Source organism: Alteromonas sp. OM2203 (assembly GCF_048517045.1).
Classification (GTDB): Bacteria; Pseudomonadota; Gammaproteobacteria; order Enterobacterales; family Alteromonadaceae; genus Alteromonas; species Alteromonas gracilis.
Genome location: NZ_CP183209.1, coordinates 4,030,074 through 4,046,093 on the forward strand (window position 1 = coordinate 4,030,074; position 16,020 = coordinate 4,046,093).

12 protein-coding genes are annotated in these 16,020 nt (G+C 46.0%); 9 read left to right on the top strand and 3 right to left on the bottom strand.

What is annotated here, in order from left to right:
- Window positions 1–119 precede the first annotated feature (119 nt).
- The 3 genes from ACM0P2_RS17680 to ACM0P2_RS17690 are packed head-to-tail and all read left to right on the top strand — an operon-like array spanning window position 120 to window position 2,929.
- Window positions 120–890 carry a MotA/TolQ/ExbB proton channel family protein gene (locus ACM0P2_RS17680; RefSeq protein WP_159119325.1) on the top strand — a complete coding sequence of 257 codons (771 nt, stop codon included), beginning with the start codon at window positions 120–122 and terminating at the stop codon, window positions 888–890.
- A 16-nt stretch (window positions 891–906) separates the two neighbouring features.
- Window positions 907–1,965 (top strand): VWA domain-containing protein, encoded by a 1,059-nt coding sequence (locus ACM0P2_RS17685; RefSeq protein WP_419226926.1) that lies wholly within the window; start codon window positions 907–909, stop codon window positions 1,963–1,965.
- A 13-nt stretch (window positions 1,966–1,978) separates the two neighbouring features.
- Window positions 1,979–2,929, top strand: a complete 951-nt coding sequence (locus ACM0P2_RS17690) for a VWA domain-containing protein (RefSeq protein ID WP_159119327.1) — start codon at window positions 1,979–1,981, stop codon at window positions 2,927–2,929.
- 37 nt (window positions 2,930–2,966) lie between these two features.
- Here ACM0P2_RS17690 and ACM0P2_RS17695 read toward each other — a convergent pair whose 3' ends face one another.
- Window positions 2,967–4,511 carry a hydroxymethylglutaryl-CoA reductase gene (locus ACM0P2_RS17695; protein ID WP_419226927.1) on the bottom strand — a complete coding sequence of 515 codons (1,545 nt, stop codon included), beginning with the start codon at window positions 4,509–4,511 and terminating at the stop codon, window positions 2,967–2,969.
- 425 nt (window positions 4,512–4,936) lie between these two features.
- Here ACM0P2_RS17695 and ACM0P2_RS17700 point away from each other — a divergent pair, with 425 nt between their 5' ends.
- The 5 genes from ACM0P2_RS17700 to ACM0P2_RS17720 all read left to right on the top strand — a co-directional run bounded on the left by ACM0P2_RS17700 (window position 4,937) and on the right by ACM0P2_RS17720 (window position 10,032).
- Window positions 4,937–6,190 (top strand): HlyD family secretion protein, encoded by a 1,254-nt coding sequence (locus ACM0P2_RS17700; protein ID WP_419226928.1) that lies wholly within the window; start codon window positions 4,937–4,939, stop codon window positions 6,188–6,190.
- A gap of 2 nt (window positions 6,191–6,192) precedes the next feature.
- Complete coding sequence (locus ACM0P2_RS17705) at window positions 6,193–8,385, top strand: peptidase domain-containing ABC transporter (protein WP_236547137.1); 2,193 nt, start codon at window positions 6,193–6,195, stop codon at window positions 8,383–8,385.
- Window positions 8,372–8,683 (top strand): helix-turn-helix domain-containing protein, encoded by a 312-nt coding sequence (locus tag ACM0P2_RS17710; protein WP_105932204.1) that lies wholly within the window; start codon window positions 8,372–8,374, stop codon window positions 8,681–8,683. The genes ACM0P2_RS17705 and ACM0P2_RS17710 overlap by 14 nt, the downstream gene beginning before the upstream one ends.
- Before the next feature lie 47 nt (window positions 8,684–8,730).
- The gene (locus tag ACM0P2_RS17715) at window positions 8,731–8,943 is read left to right on the top strand and encodes a hypothetical protein (protein WP_159119330.1); all 213 of its coding nucleotides are present in this window, start codon (window positions 8,731–8,733) and stop codon (window positions 8,941–8,943) included.
- Between the two features lie 108 nt (window positions 8,944–9,051).
- Window positions 9,052–10,032 carry an ATP-grasp domain-containing protein gene (locus tag ACM0P2_RS17720; protein ID WP_159119331.1) on the top strand — a complete coding sequence of 327 codons (981 nt, stop codon included), beginning with the start codon at window positions 9,052–9,054 and terminating at the stop codon, window positions 10,030–10,032.
- A 53-nt stretch (window positions 10,033–10,085) separates the two neighbouring features.
- On the opposite strand, the gene ACM0P2_RS17725 is transcribed toward ACM0P2_RS17720, so the two are convergent.
- A complete protein-coding gene (locus tag ACM0P2_RS17725) occupies window positions 10,086–13,526 on the bottom strand; it encodes a hypothetical protein (protein ID WP_419226929.1) in 3,441 nt (1,146 codons plus the stop codon).
- Window positions 13,527–13,811: 285 nt separating this feature from the next.
- On the opposite strand from ACM0P2_RS17725, the gene ACM0P2_RS17730 reads away from it, so the two are divergent.
- Window positions 13,812–14,804 carry a LacI family DNA-binding transcriptional regulator gene (locus tag ACM0P2_RS17730; RefSeq protein ID WP_159119333.1) on the top strand — a complete coding sequence of 331 codons (993 nt, stop codon included), beginning with the start codon at window positions 13,812–13,814 and terminating at the stop codon, window positions 14,802–14,804.
- Here ACM0P2_RS17730 and ACM0P2_RS17735 read toward each other — a convergent pair.
- Entirely contained in the window at window positions 14,785–16,014 is a 1,230-nt protein-coding gene (locus ACM0P2_RS17735; protein ID WP_173360573.1) for an oligosaccharide MFS transporter, read from the bottom strand. The genes ACM0P2_RS17730 and ACM0P2_RS17735 overlap by 20 nt on opposite strands.
- Between the last annotated feature and the right edge of the window lie 6 nt (window positions 16,015–16,020).

The following is a 16,020-nucleotide window of genomic DNA, read 5'->3' on the forward strand; positions in this document are numbered from 1 at the left end:
AAAGAAACTATTAATCATTGCTGTGCTTTTAGGCATAGCGGGGACGGCCAGCGCCTACTTTGTATCGCTAGACTCGCCACAAGACTTCCCGACTAATATTTAAGTATCAAGGACTGACCATGAGTAAAGAGAATACGTTGTCAATGAACCCCAGCTTTCTAGTAAGTGGCGGGGTATTTTTGTTTATTTTCGCCTTGGTACATTTTCTATTTGCGGGAGTTATTCGCCCTGCAGCTGAGAAAGTCATGGCGACCGCGGGAACGGCTTCCCTCTCATCTATCTGGGTTATCCTTAAAGATGTCGAACAACAAGTTTGTATATCACTAATGTTGTTCTGTATTTTTCTGATGGTCTACAAGCTTTGGAAGCTGCTTGATGAAGAAGAGATCTATTCACGTGATCTTCTTCCTGAACACAACAAAGACACGCCCCTTGACGTAGATAAAGCATTGAATGAGCTTTCGTCTTCATCATACAGCGACACCCCAGCTTACAGCACTTGGATAAACTGTATTAGACGCTTCAAAAATACGCAAAACGTGCAGCATGCCGCGGACGCTATCCATGCATCGGTAGAAAATATAGCGGCGCAATTGGAAAGCGGTAACAACGTGATTCGCTACATTATCTGGGCCATTCCTTCTATCGGCTTCGTTGGCACCGTGCGAGGTATAGGTGCTGCCCTAGCCCAGGCAGACGCCGCGCTAGACGGTGATATTGCAGGCATGACCGCCTCTCTCGGCGTTGCCTTTAATTCAACGCTAGTGGCGCTTTTTATCTCGCTTATCTTGATGTTACTAATGCATCTTTTAAACGGCCGCCAAGACAAAATGGTTATTCGCACACAAGAGTCTTGCGAACATCACTTGCTATCGCACCTTCACAACTAATTAGGCGATTATACCCATGCCTAAAGTGCGTAAAGCCGAAGACGGATTTAATCTAGCCTTTTTAGACGTTATGGCCTGTGGCCTTGGCGCGGTTATTCTTATTTTTATTCTGGTGGATTTCAAAGCTTTCACGCCTACGCCAACGGAAGAAAAAGAGAAATTAGAGCAAGAGCTCGCTGCCGCTGAACAGGAACAGCAAAAACTTAAAAAGTCGCTCGACGAAGTTAATGACAAGATTGCGCTGGAGTCGGCAAAGCAAGATGACGCTGAACAAGCCCAGGCTGACAGCACCCAGGATCAGTCGAAGCTATTGCAAGACATGTCTACCGAAATGGCGGTAGTCGCTGACCTTGAAAATCAGCTGGCAGCGCTGTCTAAAGAAGTTGAAAAGTCGGCCAATATACAAATGCAGGGTACGGGCGAACAAAACTATATTACCGGTATGAAGATAGAGGGCCCCGAAATCGGCTTACTTATCGACAAAAGTGCCTCAATGATGGGCGATAATCTTCTGGATATTTTAGGCAAGCTGGCGCTCAGTGATGGACAGAAAGTCTCTACCCCTAAATGGGTACGCACAAAGCGCGTTGCCCAATGGATGCTGGCGCGCGTGCCGTTAGAATCACGGGTAACGGTAGTAGCATTTTCAGATACAGCAACTACCCTGGGGCTTCGCAATGTAAACAGCGCTAAAGTAAGCGGTTCTATGAACGCTATCGTAAAAGACCTCGGAGGCGTCGTGCCAAATGGTGGGACTAATCTTCAAGAAGGCTTAGCTAGTTTGTTTAAAGCCAACCCCAATATTACCGACGTGTATATCGTAACCGATGGCTTGCCTACGCTGGGCGATGGGTTGCCATTAAACTGTAAAAATTTTATTAGCAGTAAAAAATCAATCTCTTCTGACTGCCGTCAGACCCTTTTTGTTGAAACTGTTAAGCGGGCCAAAAAAGGCGTGCACTACAACGTCATTTTGCTGCCGATAGAAGGCGATCCATTCGCATCTCCGATGTACTGGGAATGGACCCGAGCAACCAGCGGCACTTTCTTATCACCAGCACCGGAGTGGCCATAGTGAGAATGAAACCGTGAGGAAAATTCAGCGTGCCCCTGTTGAGGTATTCAACATTGCCTTTCTTGACATCATTTCTTGTGCCTTTGGCGCGGTAGTTATGCTTGTGCTGCTGGCGAAAAACGGCACCGAGGATACCGAGCGCGGCCCGAGTAACGTGAGCGTGCTGATTGATCAGGTACTACAGGCCCAGATTGATGTTGAAACGTTAAAAGGCGCCTTGTCAGACAAACTGCAGGAACTCAAAGCAGCGCAAAGCAAAACCGCTTCAGTTACAGAAGAAAGAGATAATCTCGATTCGTCTATTCCCCGTGCGCAGCAAACCATAGACCAGCTAAGAGATAAGGCGTCATCCTTACGTAAGGAGATTCGCCAAGCTACTGCCATGCTAAACACACCAAACCCAACCGATACGCCTGATGATGACGTGGGAGGCATACCCACCGACGCTGAATATGTCATATTTGCTATCGATAATTCGGGCTCAATGTCCTCCGGCAGTGGGTGGAATCGCGTTATCACAGTAGTGAACGACATTTTAAAGAACCACCCTAAAATGAAAGGGTTTCAAATAATGTCCGCAGACGGTAGCTTTATGTTTTCAAGTAAAGCTGGGCAATGGTTAGATGATAGAAAAACCATGCGCGATACGGCGATGAACCAAATGAAAAACTTCAAAGGCGGTGCGAGTCAGCCCGAAGCGGGTATTTTAAAGGCCATAAAGCTATATAAGAACACCAAGGGCCGGGTAAGCCTTTACGTATTTGGTGACGATTATCAAAGGACTAACTTGGATCAAATCGTTGGTCAAATTACCCAAGCTAACAAAGGTAACAACGGGCAGCCTGTCATTCGTATACACGGCGTTGGCTTTAGCCGAAGTAACGGTAACGCACAGCGCTTTAGCGCCTTTATGCAGGCCGTAGCGAAACGAAACCGAGGTGCATTCATCGGCCAATACTTTTAACCGTTATTGGCCGATGAAGGACAACCTAACTCACCGTCTATCTATTTCGCCCGTACTGTTCGTGAGACGATACCCAGTCTGATGAGCTTATTGCTGATGCCAACGATATCTCCCCAGCTAGCACAACCGAGGCCACAATTTCCGCAAATTTATACACGCGGTCACGACCGTAACAATCGAGAAGCTCTAAACACTCGCGCTGCGTACCGATACCTGTACCGCCGCCATAGGTGGCCACTATAAGAGAAGGTATTGTGATAGAGACGTACAAGTCTCCGTCTTCAGTTAACTCGGAATACATTATTGCTGCCGACGATTCAGACACGTTTGCCACGTCCTGCCCTGTGGCAATGAACATAGCAGTAATACCGTTCGGCGAATGAAGACCGGTATTATTCACACCAGACAAGAATGAACCTACACCAGCAACTCGGCCGTGGTAGTCAATCTGTTTAGGCTCTACACGCATCACCTCTAACAAATGTTCACGCTTAATTGTTGCTTCGGCGGTAACGCGCTTACCGCGAGTGCGCATGATGTTGATCTGTGATGCTTTCTTATCAGTGGCGAAATTGGATTCAAGATAAAAGTTCTCTATCCCTTCGTAGTGATCCAAGATCCACCCGCAGGCAGCGAAAGTAGCGCGGCCAACCATGTTCTGCCCCGCTGCATCACCCGTCTTAAAGTTAAAGCGCAAAAAGGCGAACTTATTAGAAAGGAAGTGATCGATATAGGTAAGATTTGCAATACTTGATGTTGCTTCAGCTTCTTCCTTTATCTTCTCGAAATTCTTTTTTATCCACTTAACAAAGTCTCTAGCACCTCGGGCATTTTCAAAAATGAATACTGGCGCTCGCTGCATAGCATCATCTACTACCGTAGCCGTTACGCCGCCGCTCATATTGAGCAATTTCATACCGCGATTATACGATGCTACCAATGTACCCTCGGTAGTTGCCAGCGGCACGACAAACTCTCCTTGCGCATGTTCGCCGTTTATTTTTAAAGGCCCTGCAATACCAATAGGAACTTGAGCAACGCCGATAAAGTGCTCAATATTTCCTTTGAGTGCCTGTGGGTCGATGGAATACTGACCTACATGGTCAATTTTCTTTCCCGTCGCACTTTCGAAATACTCTTGGCGTGTTTTTATAATGCTCTCACCGTAGTCATCCATGTCGTCTCGAGGAATAAACGCACTGCGTTGTCCTGGTGCCGTTATATTATCTTCCACCTCAAATTTGAGCTTTCCGAATGGGGATGCAGAAAAACAAATGCCTAGCTTTCGCTTTTCCGGACAAGGTGCTTCGTCGATGTCTAAATGCACGGTTATAGTTTGACGCAAACCAAAGGGTTCTCCGCCTGATTTGTTCAATGCGTCTACTGAAATGCAAGAATCAGGGGTAAGTTGAAGCGAAATTTTTTCTTCGGGAATTTTTTCGCCATCAAGGGATATCCATTTTACCTCTTTGATGGTTGCGTCTTTTAATCTGTTTTTTAGAGAAAAAGAGAGGCCTTTATCCGTCTTGGTCAGACTTGCGCGTGTGTAAAGTTGTTTCAAAAGTATGCTTGGCACAAACATGAGACTTCCTTCTATTTATTCTTACCGTGTTATTTTCATATTCCATTGTTTTTTATAGCACATTCTTTATACAGATCTATGACTTCTTTTTATTCGTTTGCTAATTCTTTGCGTCATATCAACCTTTAAAATCGAGCCAAACACATTTAAAAATAGGCCAAACCTTTATAAACCTTGCGCTCTAAAAATATAGACCTCTCATAAAATTCATTAACTTAGCCGCCCATCTAAAGTGAACACCGTCACCGCAGTAACGATGACCACTAGGTATCTGGTAGCACAACAAAGGAGGCATCACGGATTGCGATGCCACGGATGAATAGCCGGTAAGGAAGCGGCAGCCAGATACCTTTCTATGCGGGACACAAAAAGAACGTATTAACCATCAGCAACAATCAACCAGACCCTCAGTACAAGGATAGACGATGAGAACAGGACTATTTAGAAAGGAAGCCGTGGATGAACAAGCAAACACACTCGACGGTAATTTTTTAATGACACCTAAACCTGTCTTTTCGGCTATTGCCCTTCTACTCATTGTCTGGATAGTTGCGGTGATCATTTACCTGAACATGGGTAGTTATGCCCGAAAGGCCTCGGTTAATGGATGGCTGGAGCCTAGCCACGGTGTATTTAAGCTCTATTCTGATACTCGTCGTGGCAAAGTGATTGATGTGCTAGTTCAAGATGGTGATCAGGTAGAGGCAGGCACACCGTTAATCACGATTGATTACAGTAATAGTGATGCATCAGGTAATCCCGTGAGCATCCAACTGCTTAGAGAACTTGAAGCTAAACATGAGCGAACGTTAGAAAATATTTCTCGCCTGCAGGCACTTCATCTTGCTCAAGCCAAAACTTTGAGCGACCAGTTAGCTCAGGCAAAGCGCACATTAGATGACTTAGACGCTATCGTTGCACTTTCTGAGGCCCATTGGAACATGGCGTTTCATCAATGGGAAACAGCACAGTCTCTCTTAAATAAAGGGCATATCAGCCGTGCCGATTTTGAAAACCAAACGCTTCAGCGCTTGACAGCAGAACAACAGATGACGCTGGCTAAAAAAGACAAACGTATAGAACAGACCAACATTACAAAGCTACAGCATGAAATCGCAACGCTACCTAAGCGCCAGGCCAATGAGATGGCGAATTTGGAAAACGCGCTGAGCGATCTTCAGCAGCAGATTGTAAGTCATAAGAGCAGTGCTGAGGAAACCATTTATGCGCCTCGCAGCGGGCAAGTGTCTGGCCTGCGTGCAAAGAAAGGTTACACCGTTGACAACGCGCGCCCTTTGCTGACTTTACTTCCTGTCAACTCCGATATCCAGGCGCGTATCGCGGTACCGGTGCGTTCAGCGGGCTTTTTGCGTGAAGGCCAGGCCCTACACATTCGCTACGATGCATTTCCCTATCAAAAGTTTGGCGTGCAGACGGGAGAAATTACTAATATCTCGCCCTCCCTGATCCTGCCAGGCGAACTTATCGATGTACCGATATCAATAAACGAACCTGCGTATCTGGTCACTGCGAAGATAAGCGCTAACGAAATATTGGCTTACGGTAACAACATTTCGCTTAAAGCCGGTATGACCTTCTCTGCTGATGTGCATCTCAGTCAACGCACCTTGATGGAGTGGTTGATGGAACCGATTTATAGCATTAAAGGGAAGCTTTAAGGATGACTAGCGTTATCATGAATCTCGTCTCAACCTCGCTTCACACAAAGCGACGCGTTCCCGTTATTTTGCAGAGCGAGGCGGCTGAGTGTGGACTAGCTTGTATGGCCATGATTACTCAATATTACGGCGATAAGCGAGATCTCAACGCACTGCGACACACCATGTCTGTGTCACTTAGAGGCAGTACGTTAAAGGATGTTATGGGAGTTGCAAGCGACTTAGGGTTTCAAAGCCGAGCCATTAAAATTGAAATGGAACACCTAGCGCAGCTAGCCTGTCCCGCCATATTGCATTGGAATATGAATCACTTCGTTGTACTCACCAAAGTAAAAGGTGACGTGATTACTATTCATGACCCAGCACTCGGAGAGAGGAAGCTCACATTTGATGACGCATCCAAATGCATAACAGGTATTGCGCTTGAAGTATCACCTACAGACACGTTTTCACCTAAAACGTCTTCGCCGCGCCTAGGGCTTTCTCAATTTTTTACGCGCACCACAGGGTTCAAGCGCAATCTGATCACCTTATTCGCCCTATCCATTGTGTTGCAGCTATTTGCATTAGCCGCGCCTTATTACATGCAAACGGTGGTCGATGATGTACTGATTTACAACAACGAAGCGCTGTTAAAGGCCCTTGCTATTGGGTTTGCTCTTCTTCTAATTATTGAAACTTTTACAAGCGGCGTTCGAAAACTGGTTATTTTATCGGTGTCTTCTCGCCTTCAGCTTCAAATGTCGGCGTCGGTATTTAAGCACTTACTTTCACTTCCCCTAGATTATTTCGATAAGCGCCATATCGGTGATGTAGTCTCACGTTTTGGCTCGCTAGCAAATATCAGAGAATTCTTAACGACTGGCGTAGTTACCGCATTGCTAGATGGGCTCATGGCCCTGGTCACGTTAGCCGTAATGATGCTGTACTCGATAAAACTTACCCTTGTCGTCGTCGCTATTATGTTGGTGTATTTATGTATTCGGCTAGGGCTAATGCCGCTAATTAAGCGACTTACCACGGAACGTATTGCGCTGGCCGCATCAGAGCAAAGTCATTTTATGGAAAGCGTTAGGGCTATACTGCCTATTCGGGTCTACGGACAAGAAGTGCAGCGCCACGGACACTGGCAGAACAAGCTAGTAGCAACGTTAAATAAAGATATTACCCTTGGCAAAATTAATATCGGCAGCACACTCTCAAATCAGCTTTTATTTGGCGCTGAGAACCTAGTGGTTGTGTATGTTGGTGCAAGCCTGGTAATGGAAAATACGCTTTCAATCGGGATGTTGCTCGCGTTTATAGCTTATAAAACCCGCTTCGTGAATGCGCTGGACGGCGTAGTCAATAAAGTGATTGAGCTAAATATGCTCGGCGTTCACTTTACTCGTCTCAGCGATATCTTGTTAACACCTGCTCAGGCAAAGCCAAATACTCTGGCGGCAAATACTATTAGTTCGTTTAGTTATACCCATGCGCTCTCATCAAGCACACCATCTAACACCATAGCGCTTAATGCCAACTCGTTAGGGTATCGCTATAGCGCGTCGAATGAATGGGTATTCAGGCATATCAACCTTTTAGTCGAATGTGGCGACATCGTTGCCATTATTGGCGATAGCGGCTGCGGAAAAAGTACGCTCTTAAAGTGTTTAATGGGGCTGTATCCTTTATCAGAAGGTAGCGTGAATTTTGCTAACGTCAAACGCCCAGTCATCGCTTCGGTGTTACAAGAAGACACTTGCTTAAGCGGTACAATTGCACAAAACATCTGCTGTTTTGAGCAAGCGGCTGACTTTAAGAAAATGGTTCATGCTGCACACCTTGCCTGCATACACGAAGAAATTATGAAAATGCCCATGCAATATCACTCACTCGTGGGCGATATGGGTAGCAGTTTAAGCGGCGGCCAAAAGCAGCGACTGCTTCTTGCCAGAGCCCTTTATCAGAACCCTGACATACTGTTTTTAGATGAAGCTAGTAGCCATTTGGACATGGCTAACGAAGCGCAAATCAATCATCACCTCAAATCTTTAAATATGACACGAATCATTGTGGCTCATCGTCCACAGTCTATCGCCATGGCAGACAAAGTTTATCGTCTGGCAGACGGCATCTTATATCCCTGCTCTCCCGCAGAAGTATCTGGAGCGCAATATCAGGTAAACACGGAGAAATCTAATGAAAGACCATGAAATAAGAGAACCTGCGGTGTTGATGACAGCCGCTGAACGTTTGCAGATAGATGCAAGTGGTATTACCGCCTATGGCAGCGTGATCCCAATTGATTGCTTATCTAAACGGGAGTTACAAGTTGCACACAAAATTATGGAAGGCTGCTCTAACAAAGTCATCGCCTCAGAGTTATTCATCAGTGAAAGGACAGTAAAGTTTCACTGCGCCAATATTTATAAAAAGCTCAATATATCAAATCGTTCTGCGCTCATTGCAGGGTGCTTTAGAACGCTTTACCAAGAGGCAACGTCACTTTAAGTGACATTGTCTTGTTACTCAACACGCCACTACAAGGAGCGTACACTATGAAAAACCATCAACATCAACTAAGTCATAAACAACCTACAGCCGGTCACCCTGTGCAACTTGCAGAAGCCCAACTTTTTGAGGTATCCGGAGGCTTGCGGGCACGATTGATTGAAAACCCACCAGCGATCGTTCCCGAACCTAAAGAGCCTGTATATATCACATTGGCTATTGGAGAGGGCGGCGGCGAACTTCCGGATATATTGTCTTAATCCCACTTAGCATGCTTTAACAACATATGTATGCCTTCAGCGGTATGTGCATGCATGTGTTGTTTTTATTACCCGTAATTTAAAGTTTTCCTCGAGCAAGGAGCACGGATGCACGTCGCATTATTAGGAAGTGAACAAGACCCCCAAATTCAGCATATCGCACAGGCCTTACGTCAACGTGATATACCTTTTTATATTGCCAATACACGTTATTTTGGCACGACCTGGACCATCAGTTACGACCCCGATTTTGATGACGGATTAATTCATTTCAGTTCATCGTCGCTATGTGACCAGCCTAGAGTGACCTTTTCAAATACCAAGGCTGCCTACTGGCATGAATACCTGCCGGGCGAGTTACCAGACAAGGGGGTCAAAGATGCAACTTTAGATGGCAAAGTACAAGATAAACGCGCTCGCGCGGCTGAGCATTACGGCTGGACCGAGCAGGAGCGCGCCAGCACTTTGCTTTGCTGGTTCAGTTATGCTGACATTAAGTGGGTCAACCCTATCGACGCTGTCCGAAGCCACCAGTGCAAACCTTATCAATCGCGTATTGCTGGCAAACTAGGTGCACATATTCCCTACACCTTTGTAGGCAATGCGCCTGAAGTCGCCACGCAGTTTTGCAATAATATGCGCGAGGTTATCTATAAGCCTGTGCGCGGCGGAAGAACTGCACAATTCGTGAATAAACAACCCAATATGCGGCCCTTACTTAACACCTTACTCAGTGAACGCCCTGTTACCTTTCAAAAATACATTGCCGGCGTAAATATACGAAGCTATGTGCTGGGCAATGACGTGCTCAGCGTACAAATTGACTCTAGTGAATTAGATTACAGGAACGACGATAATGCCAGTGTATCGGTGACCATAATCCCCAACGACATTCAGCAGTTAGCTGTCAAAATATGCAAAGCATTAGGTATGCACTGGTGCGCGATAGACTGGCGCAAAAGTGCGAAAGGAAAGTACTTTTTTTTAGAAGCCAACCCCAGCCCTTATTTTTTGAAAGTAGAAAACGATACTGGCTTGGATATTACGAGCAGGCTTATAGAACTTTTGTCAGATACAAAGTTAAGATGAGCTCCTCATCAATGTAGCAGACCACATCTCTGTGATCTGCTCATGGCTTATATTTACGGATTCTTTGTGAATCTCTGAAGATCAACTATTGAAATATTGTGCTCTCGTGTATAAACCCCTATCGGCCTTTGATCAAGGTCGTATAGTCTGAAGCTGAGCGCCCTGAAATCGTTGATGTAAACCGTTCCAAGCCCTGCTTCTGGGTCTAACCACACATCAAGTTTAACGTTAGAGGTAAGGTCCATAGGTACTGCGACTTGCGCATCTAGACTTCCGGAACTTACTTCTTCACCGTCACTGACCGCAGGTAAATCAGCAGCTCTAAACTGGTCGGCCAAAAGATAAGGTAGCGCTGTATCTGTACCGTCATCTGAATGTTGATCTATCAATCTGATAACGGCGGTCTGTCCTATAAGATCACTGACATCCCAGGTTGCCCATTCCATTCGAAACTTATCATCCGCCGTTTTTTCAGCATCAACACCTGACTGGCTACGCACTACTTCTCCGTTTACCAACAAGACAACGGCGGTTGCATTAGCGCTGTCAAACGGGTTGGAACCACCGCCAATTAAGAAGTTTATGTAGGGTTTGGTAATTTCAAAAGACGGGGAGTCTGCGCTTCCGGTTGCCCCAAAGCCAATCCAGCCAAGGGCAGTTCCGTCTTCCTCAAAACCGTCACCAAAGCTTGAAAATACCCTTTCACCCACGTTGTTAGCGACATCACCGCCCCACCAGCCGCCATCCAGCTTCACGAAATCGCCAGTGACGTTTGTGAATTCATGCCCAGACAATGTCCCGTGCTGTCCGCAGCAAAATTCAAACCCCGCTATATTTTGTTCAGGATCCTCTGCTCTGACGAAAAGCGACTCACCTTCAATGGCTGGAGTAGGAGTTACGCTCGCACCACCCGTTGGAGGTGTGTCACCAAAATAAAATGATGCTTTATTGCTGTTGGTGTCAAATTCAAGTCTGGCCACCTGCTCACCTTCTCCTTGAGAGGGGAAGTAAAGTCCAAATCTACCGCCTGATGCTTCACTTCTTACCGTCATCGACAGGCGATTTTTTTCGCCCAATGTGTCCAACGTAAAAGCAGAGGATGACATCAATGAAATCGGAGCAACACCTGATACCGAGCCCTCCTGTTGCTGTATATCGGTAGAGATAGGCTGTGCAAACTCCGTTTTGTAAGAGTGCGGAATCATCACACCTAACTCACCAGAAGAGGTTTGATGTAATTGATGAATCGCCAAGTCGCCGCCAAACGTTCCCACACCGGCATTAGTTCTGGTAATTTTATGAGGTATCCAGCCGAACATAAGCGTCGCTTCTTCTGAAGATGCTGTGCGGCCAGCATAATAAAACTTGCCATCAAGCGACGCATAGTTTGCCAGCTCCCACCCAGCACTCGTCTGATGCAAATACTTGATATCCCTTTCGCCGTCATTCTGATCTGAAAACACCATGAACTGATTGTCGCCAAAATCAATCCAATCCGGCACTTCAAGGTTAAGTGGCGTATTCATCATAAACAGGGGGGCTTGCGCTGCCCAAGTTACAAGATTGTCAGAAGTATACAAGCCAATTGCCGCTTGCCCTTCAAAGCGCGTGGTAATAAGCATCCAGTAGTTATTGGTTTCCTCATTCCAGAATACTTTGGGGTCACGGAAGTCAAAATCGCTATATCCATTACTTCCCGTAAAGGTATCCTCTGGGATTTTAGTAAAGTTTGTAAGCGTGTTGTCTGTCGCCACGGCATGCATTGTTGCTTCCACTGGATTGAAGTCAGCATTATGGCCCGTAAAGAAAATATGCGTCTGACCCTCTGCATCTTCTACAACACTGCCTGAGCCCGTCCACTGGTCTTGCGTATTGGTATCTCCAGTAGCTTCAAGCACCCGCTGGGGAAAGCTAGCCTGCTGAAGGTCGCTCGTTTTAGTGAGATACCAATCATGAAATGCGGTGTCTATTAAATAATAAATGTAGAATTCACCATCACGGAAATACGGATTTGGGTCGGCCATTACCAAAGGTAAAGACACATCATGACCTTCTGGCATACTCACCAAATCGAGTTTGTTTGGCTCTACTGCCGCAAAATCGGCAAGCCTGACCTCATCGAGCATGATGAAGGCGAGACTTCCATCATCTTCTCCTTCGTGCTGGTCAATAATCTCCAGTACAGCGGTCTGCCCTTGCAGTGCACTCACATCCCACGTGTACCAGTCAAGCTGCGACTCTAGTCCATTTCCTACGCCCTGACGCACGATTTTGCCATTAACTCGTAACACCACTGCCGTTGCGTTATCAGTGCGAAAGTCGTTGGTACCGCCACCTACTAAAAAGTTTAAAAATTTATGGCTGATTTCAAAAGGAGGCGTGCTTAACGTGCCGGTAGCTTCATCGCCAATCCAGCCAAGTCCGGTGCCGTCTGCTGAAAAACCATCTCCGCGGCTGGAAAAGATTCGCTCGCCCTGATGGTTGACAATATCAGCAGCCCACCAGCCACCATCAAGCTTGACCATGTCGCCCGTAGCCAAGAAATCGTGATTTGCGTAGGTGTTAAATTGACCACAGCAGAACTCGAACCCAGCGATATTCTGGCCAGGATCTGAAACACGTCTAAATGCAGAGACTCCCTCCACCTCTGGTTCGACAGAAATATTTACCGACGTTAACAACTGACTGCTTGCTTCTGGAAGGGCGGCCGCTTCATCTGAGATACGAAACTCATCAGCCAATAAATAAGGTAAAGCAGTGTCAGATTTATCATCTGGGTGGTGATCGATAAAACGAATTTTCGCGGTCATACCAAGATAATCGGTCACATCCCAGCTGACCCATCTCATACTCATAGCTGTATCGTCACCGCTAGCCTGTAACACTATTTCGTCATCAACAACCAGCGCTACCGCCGTGGTGTTAGATTCAGACACACCATTTGCGCCACCACCAACAAGAAAGTTTATAAATCGTTCGGATATTTCAAAGGATGGACTATCCATCGTGCCGACTGCACTAAATCCTATCCAACCCAGTGCCTCGTCACTACTATCGAATCCATCGCCAAAGCTTGAGAAAACCCGTTCTCCGATCACGCCTGCGACATCGGCTCCCCACCAGCCTCCGTCTAATTTGTCGAAGTCGCCGGTCACGGTTTCAAATCCGTGTTCAGCGTATGTATTATACTGGCCACAACAGAATTCAAAGCCCGAGAGCACCTGTTGACTATTTTCGGGGTTGTTAAAAAGAGGTTGACCGGAAGTCTCTGGGTTGTCTGTGATAACGATATCTTCATCAGGCTCTTGCTCTTCGGGAGGATTCCCACCGCCAATGACATCAGAGGGGCTCTGCCCTTCCTGTAAAATAATTAGCTCTGCCTCAACCTCATTTTTATCAGTATCACTATCGGAGCATGCTGAAAGAGATGCACTTACCACTAAAATGAGTCCTGATAATTTCCACCCTCTGTTAGTGGGTTTTAATATTTTCATGGTTTTCCTCCATAGCCCCCTGTAAGGCTATGTCCGTTTACTTTTAATTGGTTATGTCAAATTCGTACGGCTGTTCTTTGACATTCTTTTTGGGTTTCCATACAAATAAACAACGTTGTCTTTACGATATTAATGTCAGCTGCACATTAACTCAACATTTTTTTTACATTTTTATGAGGTTGATAAAAATCGTCTCGGCTATTACCAGTTTATTCAAAAGTGTGATAAAAGTGATAAGCGTTAGCACATTGATATTGATGACAAATTTTTTGGGAATAATCTGCTATGGTGACGATTAAAGACGTAGCTGCACATGCAGGCGTCGCATTCAAAACTGTTTCTAGGGTAGTGAATAACGACCCTACAGTTAAACCCAAGAATAGGGAGAAGGTGCTTAAGGCAATCGAAGAACTCGGATATCGTCCCAATCGCGCAGCACAAATGACCCGTCGTAAGAAATCTGGCGTTGTAGGCTTTATTGCAGATGAGCTACTAAGAGTACCTTACACTTTTGATCTTATTAGGGGGGCACAGGATCTTGCCTGGCAGCACAATAAAGAGCTGATGGTACTCAACGTAAACGTGAATAAGTACAGTGTTGAAGGGGCCGTAAACCATCTTTTTGAGCACCGAGCAGAAGGCATTATTTATGCGGCGATGTACCATCGAGAAGTTCGGCTACCGTCTCAGTTTTCAGAAGTTCCCACCGTGCTAGCTAATTGCTACGACAGCGATGGTAAATTTCCCTCTATTGTACCCGACGAACAAGAAGCCGCGCGGGAAATTACAGCGAACATGCTGAGCAAAGGCTACAAGCGTATTGCTTTTTTGAACCTAAACGAAAATATTATTGCTGCCAAGCTTCGTAAAAAAGGGGTTGAGCAGGCGTTTGCTGACGCCAAACAAAGCTCAGACAATCTTGTAATCGAATCCGTTATTATTGGTAACGAGGGTGAAGAACGCTCTATTACCCGTCAGCGCGCAGCGGAATTAATTAAAGATTTTAAACCTGACGCAATTCTCTGTGGTCAGGACCCAATGGCCGTGGAAGTCTACTTTGTGGTTCAATCTCTTGGCCTTCAGGTTGGTAAAGACATTGGAATAGGCAGCTTCGATGACTGGGATATCATCCCTTCTCTTTTACAACCAGGGCTAACAACCATGGCACTTCCTCATTACGAAATGGGTAAGTGGGCATTTAATTACCTGCTTACAGAAAGAACAGACAAGACGCGCGAAACCGCGCGTTTTTCTCTTGTCAGCCGTCAGTCGTTTTAACCGTTACTAACGTTTCAGGCTTAGCATTTTCCAGAAGCCAAAAAGAAACGACAAGGTTAATCGTGACCGCACTGCCAAGGAGCAAGTAAGCATCTGCGAATCCCAGTGTGTCGTATAGCTCCCCAACTGGCGATGAGAGAAGGGTTGTCACTACCTGAGTGAATACGTGAAAGCTAACGAGGTAAATCGTCGCCGATAACCTTGCGTCAAAATTCGCTACAATGTACTTGAAAATCGCGACTAATAAGATCGGAAGCTCTAATGCATGTAGCAATTTTACCAGTGAAATGGACACAGGGTCTGCAACCAGACCAGAAGCCAACATTCGAATGGCCATGATGGCCCCACTTAACAGCAAACCCTGTTTTGGACCTATTCGATTGACAATATAAGGAGCAACAAACATCATCCCTGCTTCAACGAATACTTGGAGTGAGTTCAAAAAACCGTAGAACCTGTTTCCTTCCTCTGGCGAGGCAAATAACGATGCAAAATAAATAGGGAATTGCTGATCGTATATTTGATACAGGCAGGATACGCCCATCACATACACACTCAAGCGCCAAAACTTCTTCTGCCCAAAGAGCGCCCATACGTCTCTTAAATTGACGTTACTGTTTGAAGACGACGCCGTGCTCGCAGATTTAGGCAACCAGAATAGACAGATGACAAACGCCAGTCCACTGATGCTTGCTAGCGCAAAATTCAGCCTGGGGTCAACATTAAAAAGACCTCCAGCAATGAACGTCGCGCTTGCCCAGCCTAGCGACCCCCATAATCGGGCTTTACCAAACTCAACATTATGTTGCCGACCAAGCCTTTCAATAAACGCTTCAAGCGTTCCAACCGCGGCACCAAACGATAACGCACTATACACAGCGCCCACTACAGCACCAAGATAAAAGAAAGACGCGAGCAACGGCTGATAGACAAAGATAAAGAAAGGACCCACACCAGCCATGAGGATACCTAACATAAACAATAGCTGCTTGCCGGTTCCCAACTTGTCCTGCAGCACACCATAAACTGGCATTATGAATAAGGCAGCCATTGCATTGATCGCAAAGACGACGCCCGTCTCCCTTCCGGTTAACCCAAGGGTTTGGTTTAGCCATAACGGAAAGAGCGAATAGCAAAACGACCAGGTCAGGAAAAACGCAAAAAACGTTAACGCGGATGACCAGTATGCTGAGTTTGACTGCCACTTCATAATAAT

Excerpts from the sequence above, each read along its gene's own strand:
- ACM0P2_RS17695 (WP_419226927.1), bottom strand. The coding sequence starts at position 4,511 with ATGTTTGTGCCAAGCATACTTTTGAAACAACTTTACACACGCGCAAGT.
- ACM0P2_RS17725 (WP_419226929.1), bottom strand. The coding sequence starts at position 13,526 with ATGAAAATATTAAAACCCACTAACAGAGGGTGGAAATTATCAGGACTC.
- ACM0P2_RS17685 (WP_419226926.1), top strand. The coding sequence starts at position 907 with ATGCCTAAAGTGCGTAAAGCCGAAGACGGATTTAATCTAGCCTTTTTA.
- ACM0P2_RS17680 (WP_159119325.1), top strand. The coding sequence starts at position 120 with ATGAGTAAAGAGAATACGTTGTCAATGAACCCCAGCTTTCTAGTAAGT.
- ACM0P2_RS17715 (WP_159119330.1), top strand. The coding sequence starts at position 8,731 with ATGAAAAACCATCAACATCAACTAAGTCATAAACAACCTACAGCCGGT.
- ACM0P2_RS17705 (WP_236547137.1), top strand. The coding sequence starts at position 6,193 with ATGACTAGCGTTATCATGAATCTCGTCTCAACCTCGCTTCACACAAAG.
- ACM0P2_RS17700 (WP_419226928.1), top strand. The coding sequence starts at position 4,937 with ATGAGAACAGGACTATTTAGAAAGGAAGCCGTGGATGAACAAGCAAAC.
- ACM0P2_RS17730 (WP_159119333.1), top strand. The coding sequence starts at position 13,812 with ATGGTGACGATTAAAGACGTAGCTGCACATGCAGGCGTCGCATTCAAA.
- ACM0P2_RS17710 (WP_105932204.1), top strand. The coding sequence starts at position 8,372 with ATGAAAGACCATGAAATAAGAGAACCTGCGGTGTTGATGACAGCCGCT.
- ACM0P2_RS17720 (WP_159119331.1), top strand. The coding sequence starts at position 9,052 with ATGCACGTCGCATTATTAGGAAGTGAACAAGACCCCCAAATTCAGCAT.
- ACM0P2_RS17735 (WP_173360573.1), bottom strand. The coding sequence starts at position 16,014 with ATGAAGTGGCAGTCAAACTCAGCATACTGGTCATCCGCGTTAACGTTT.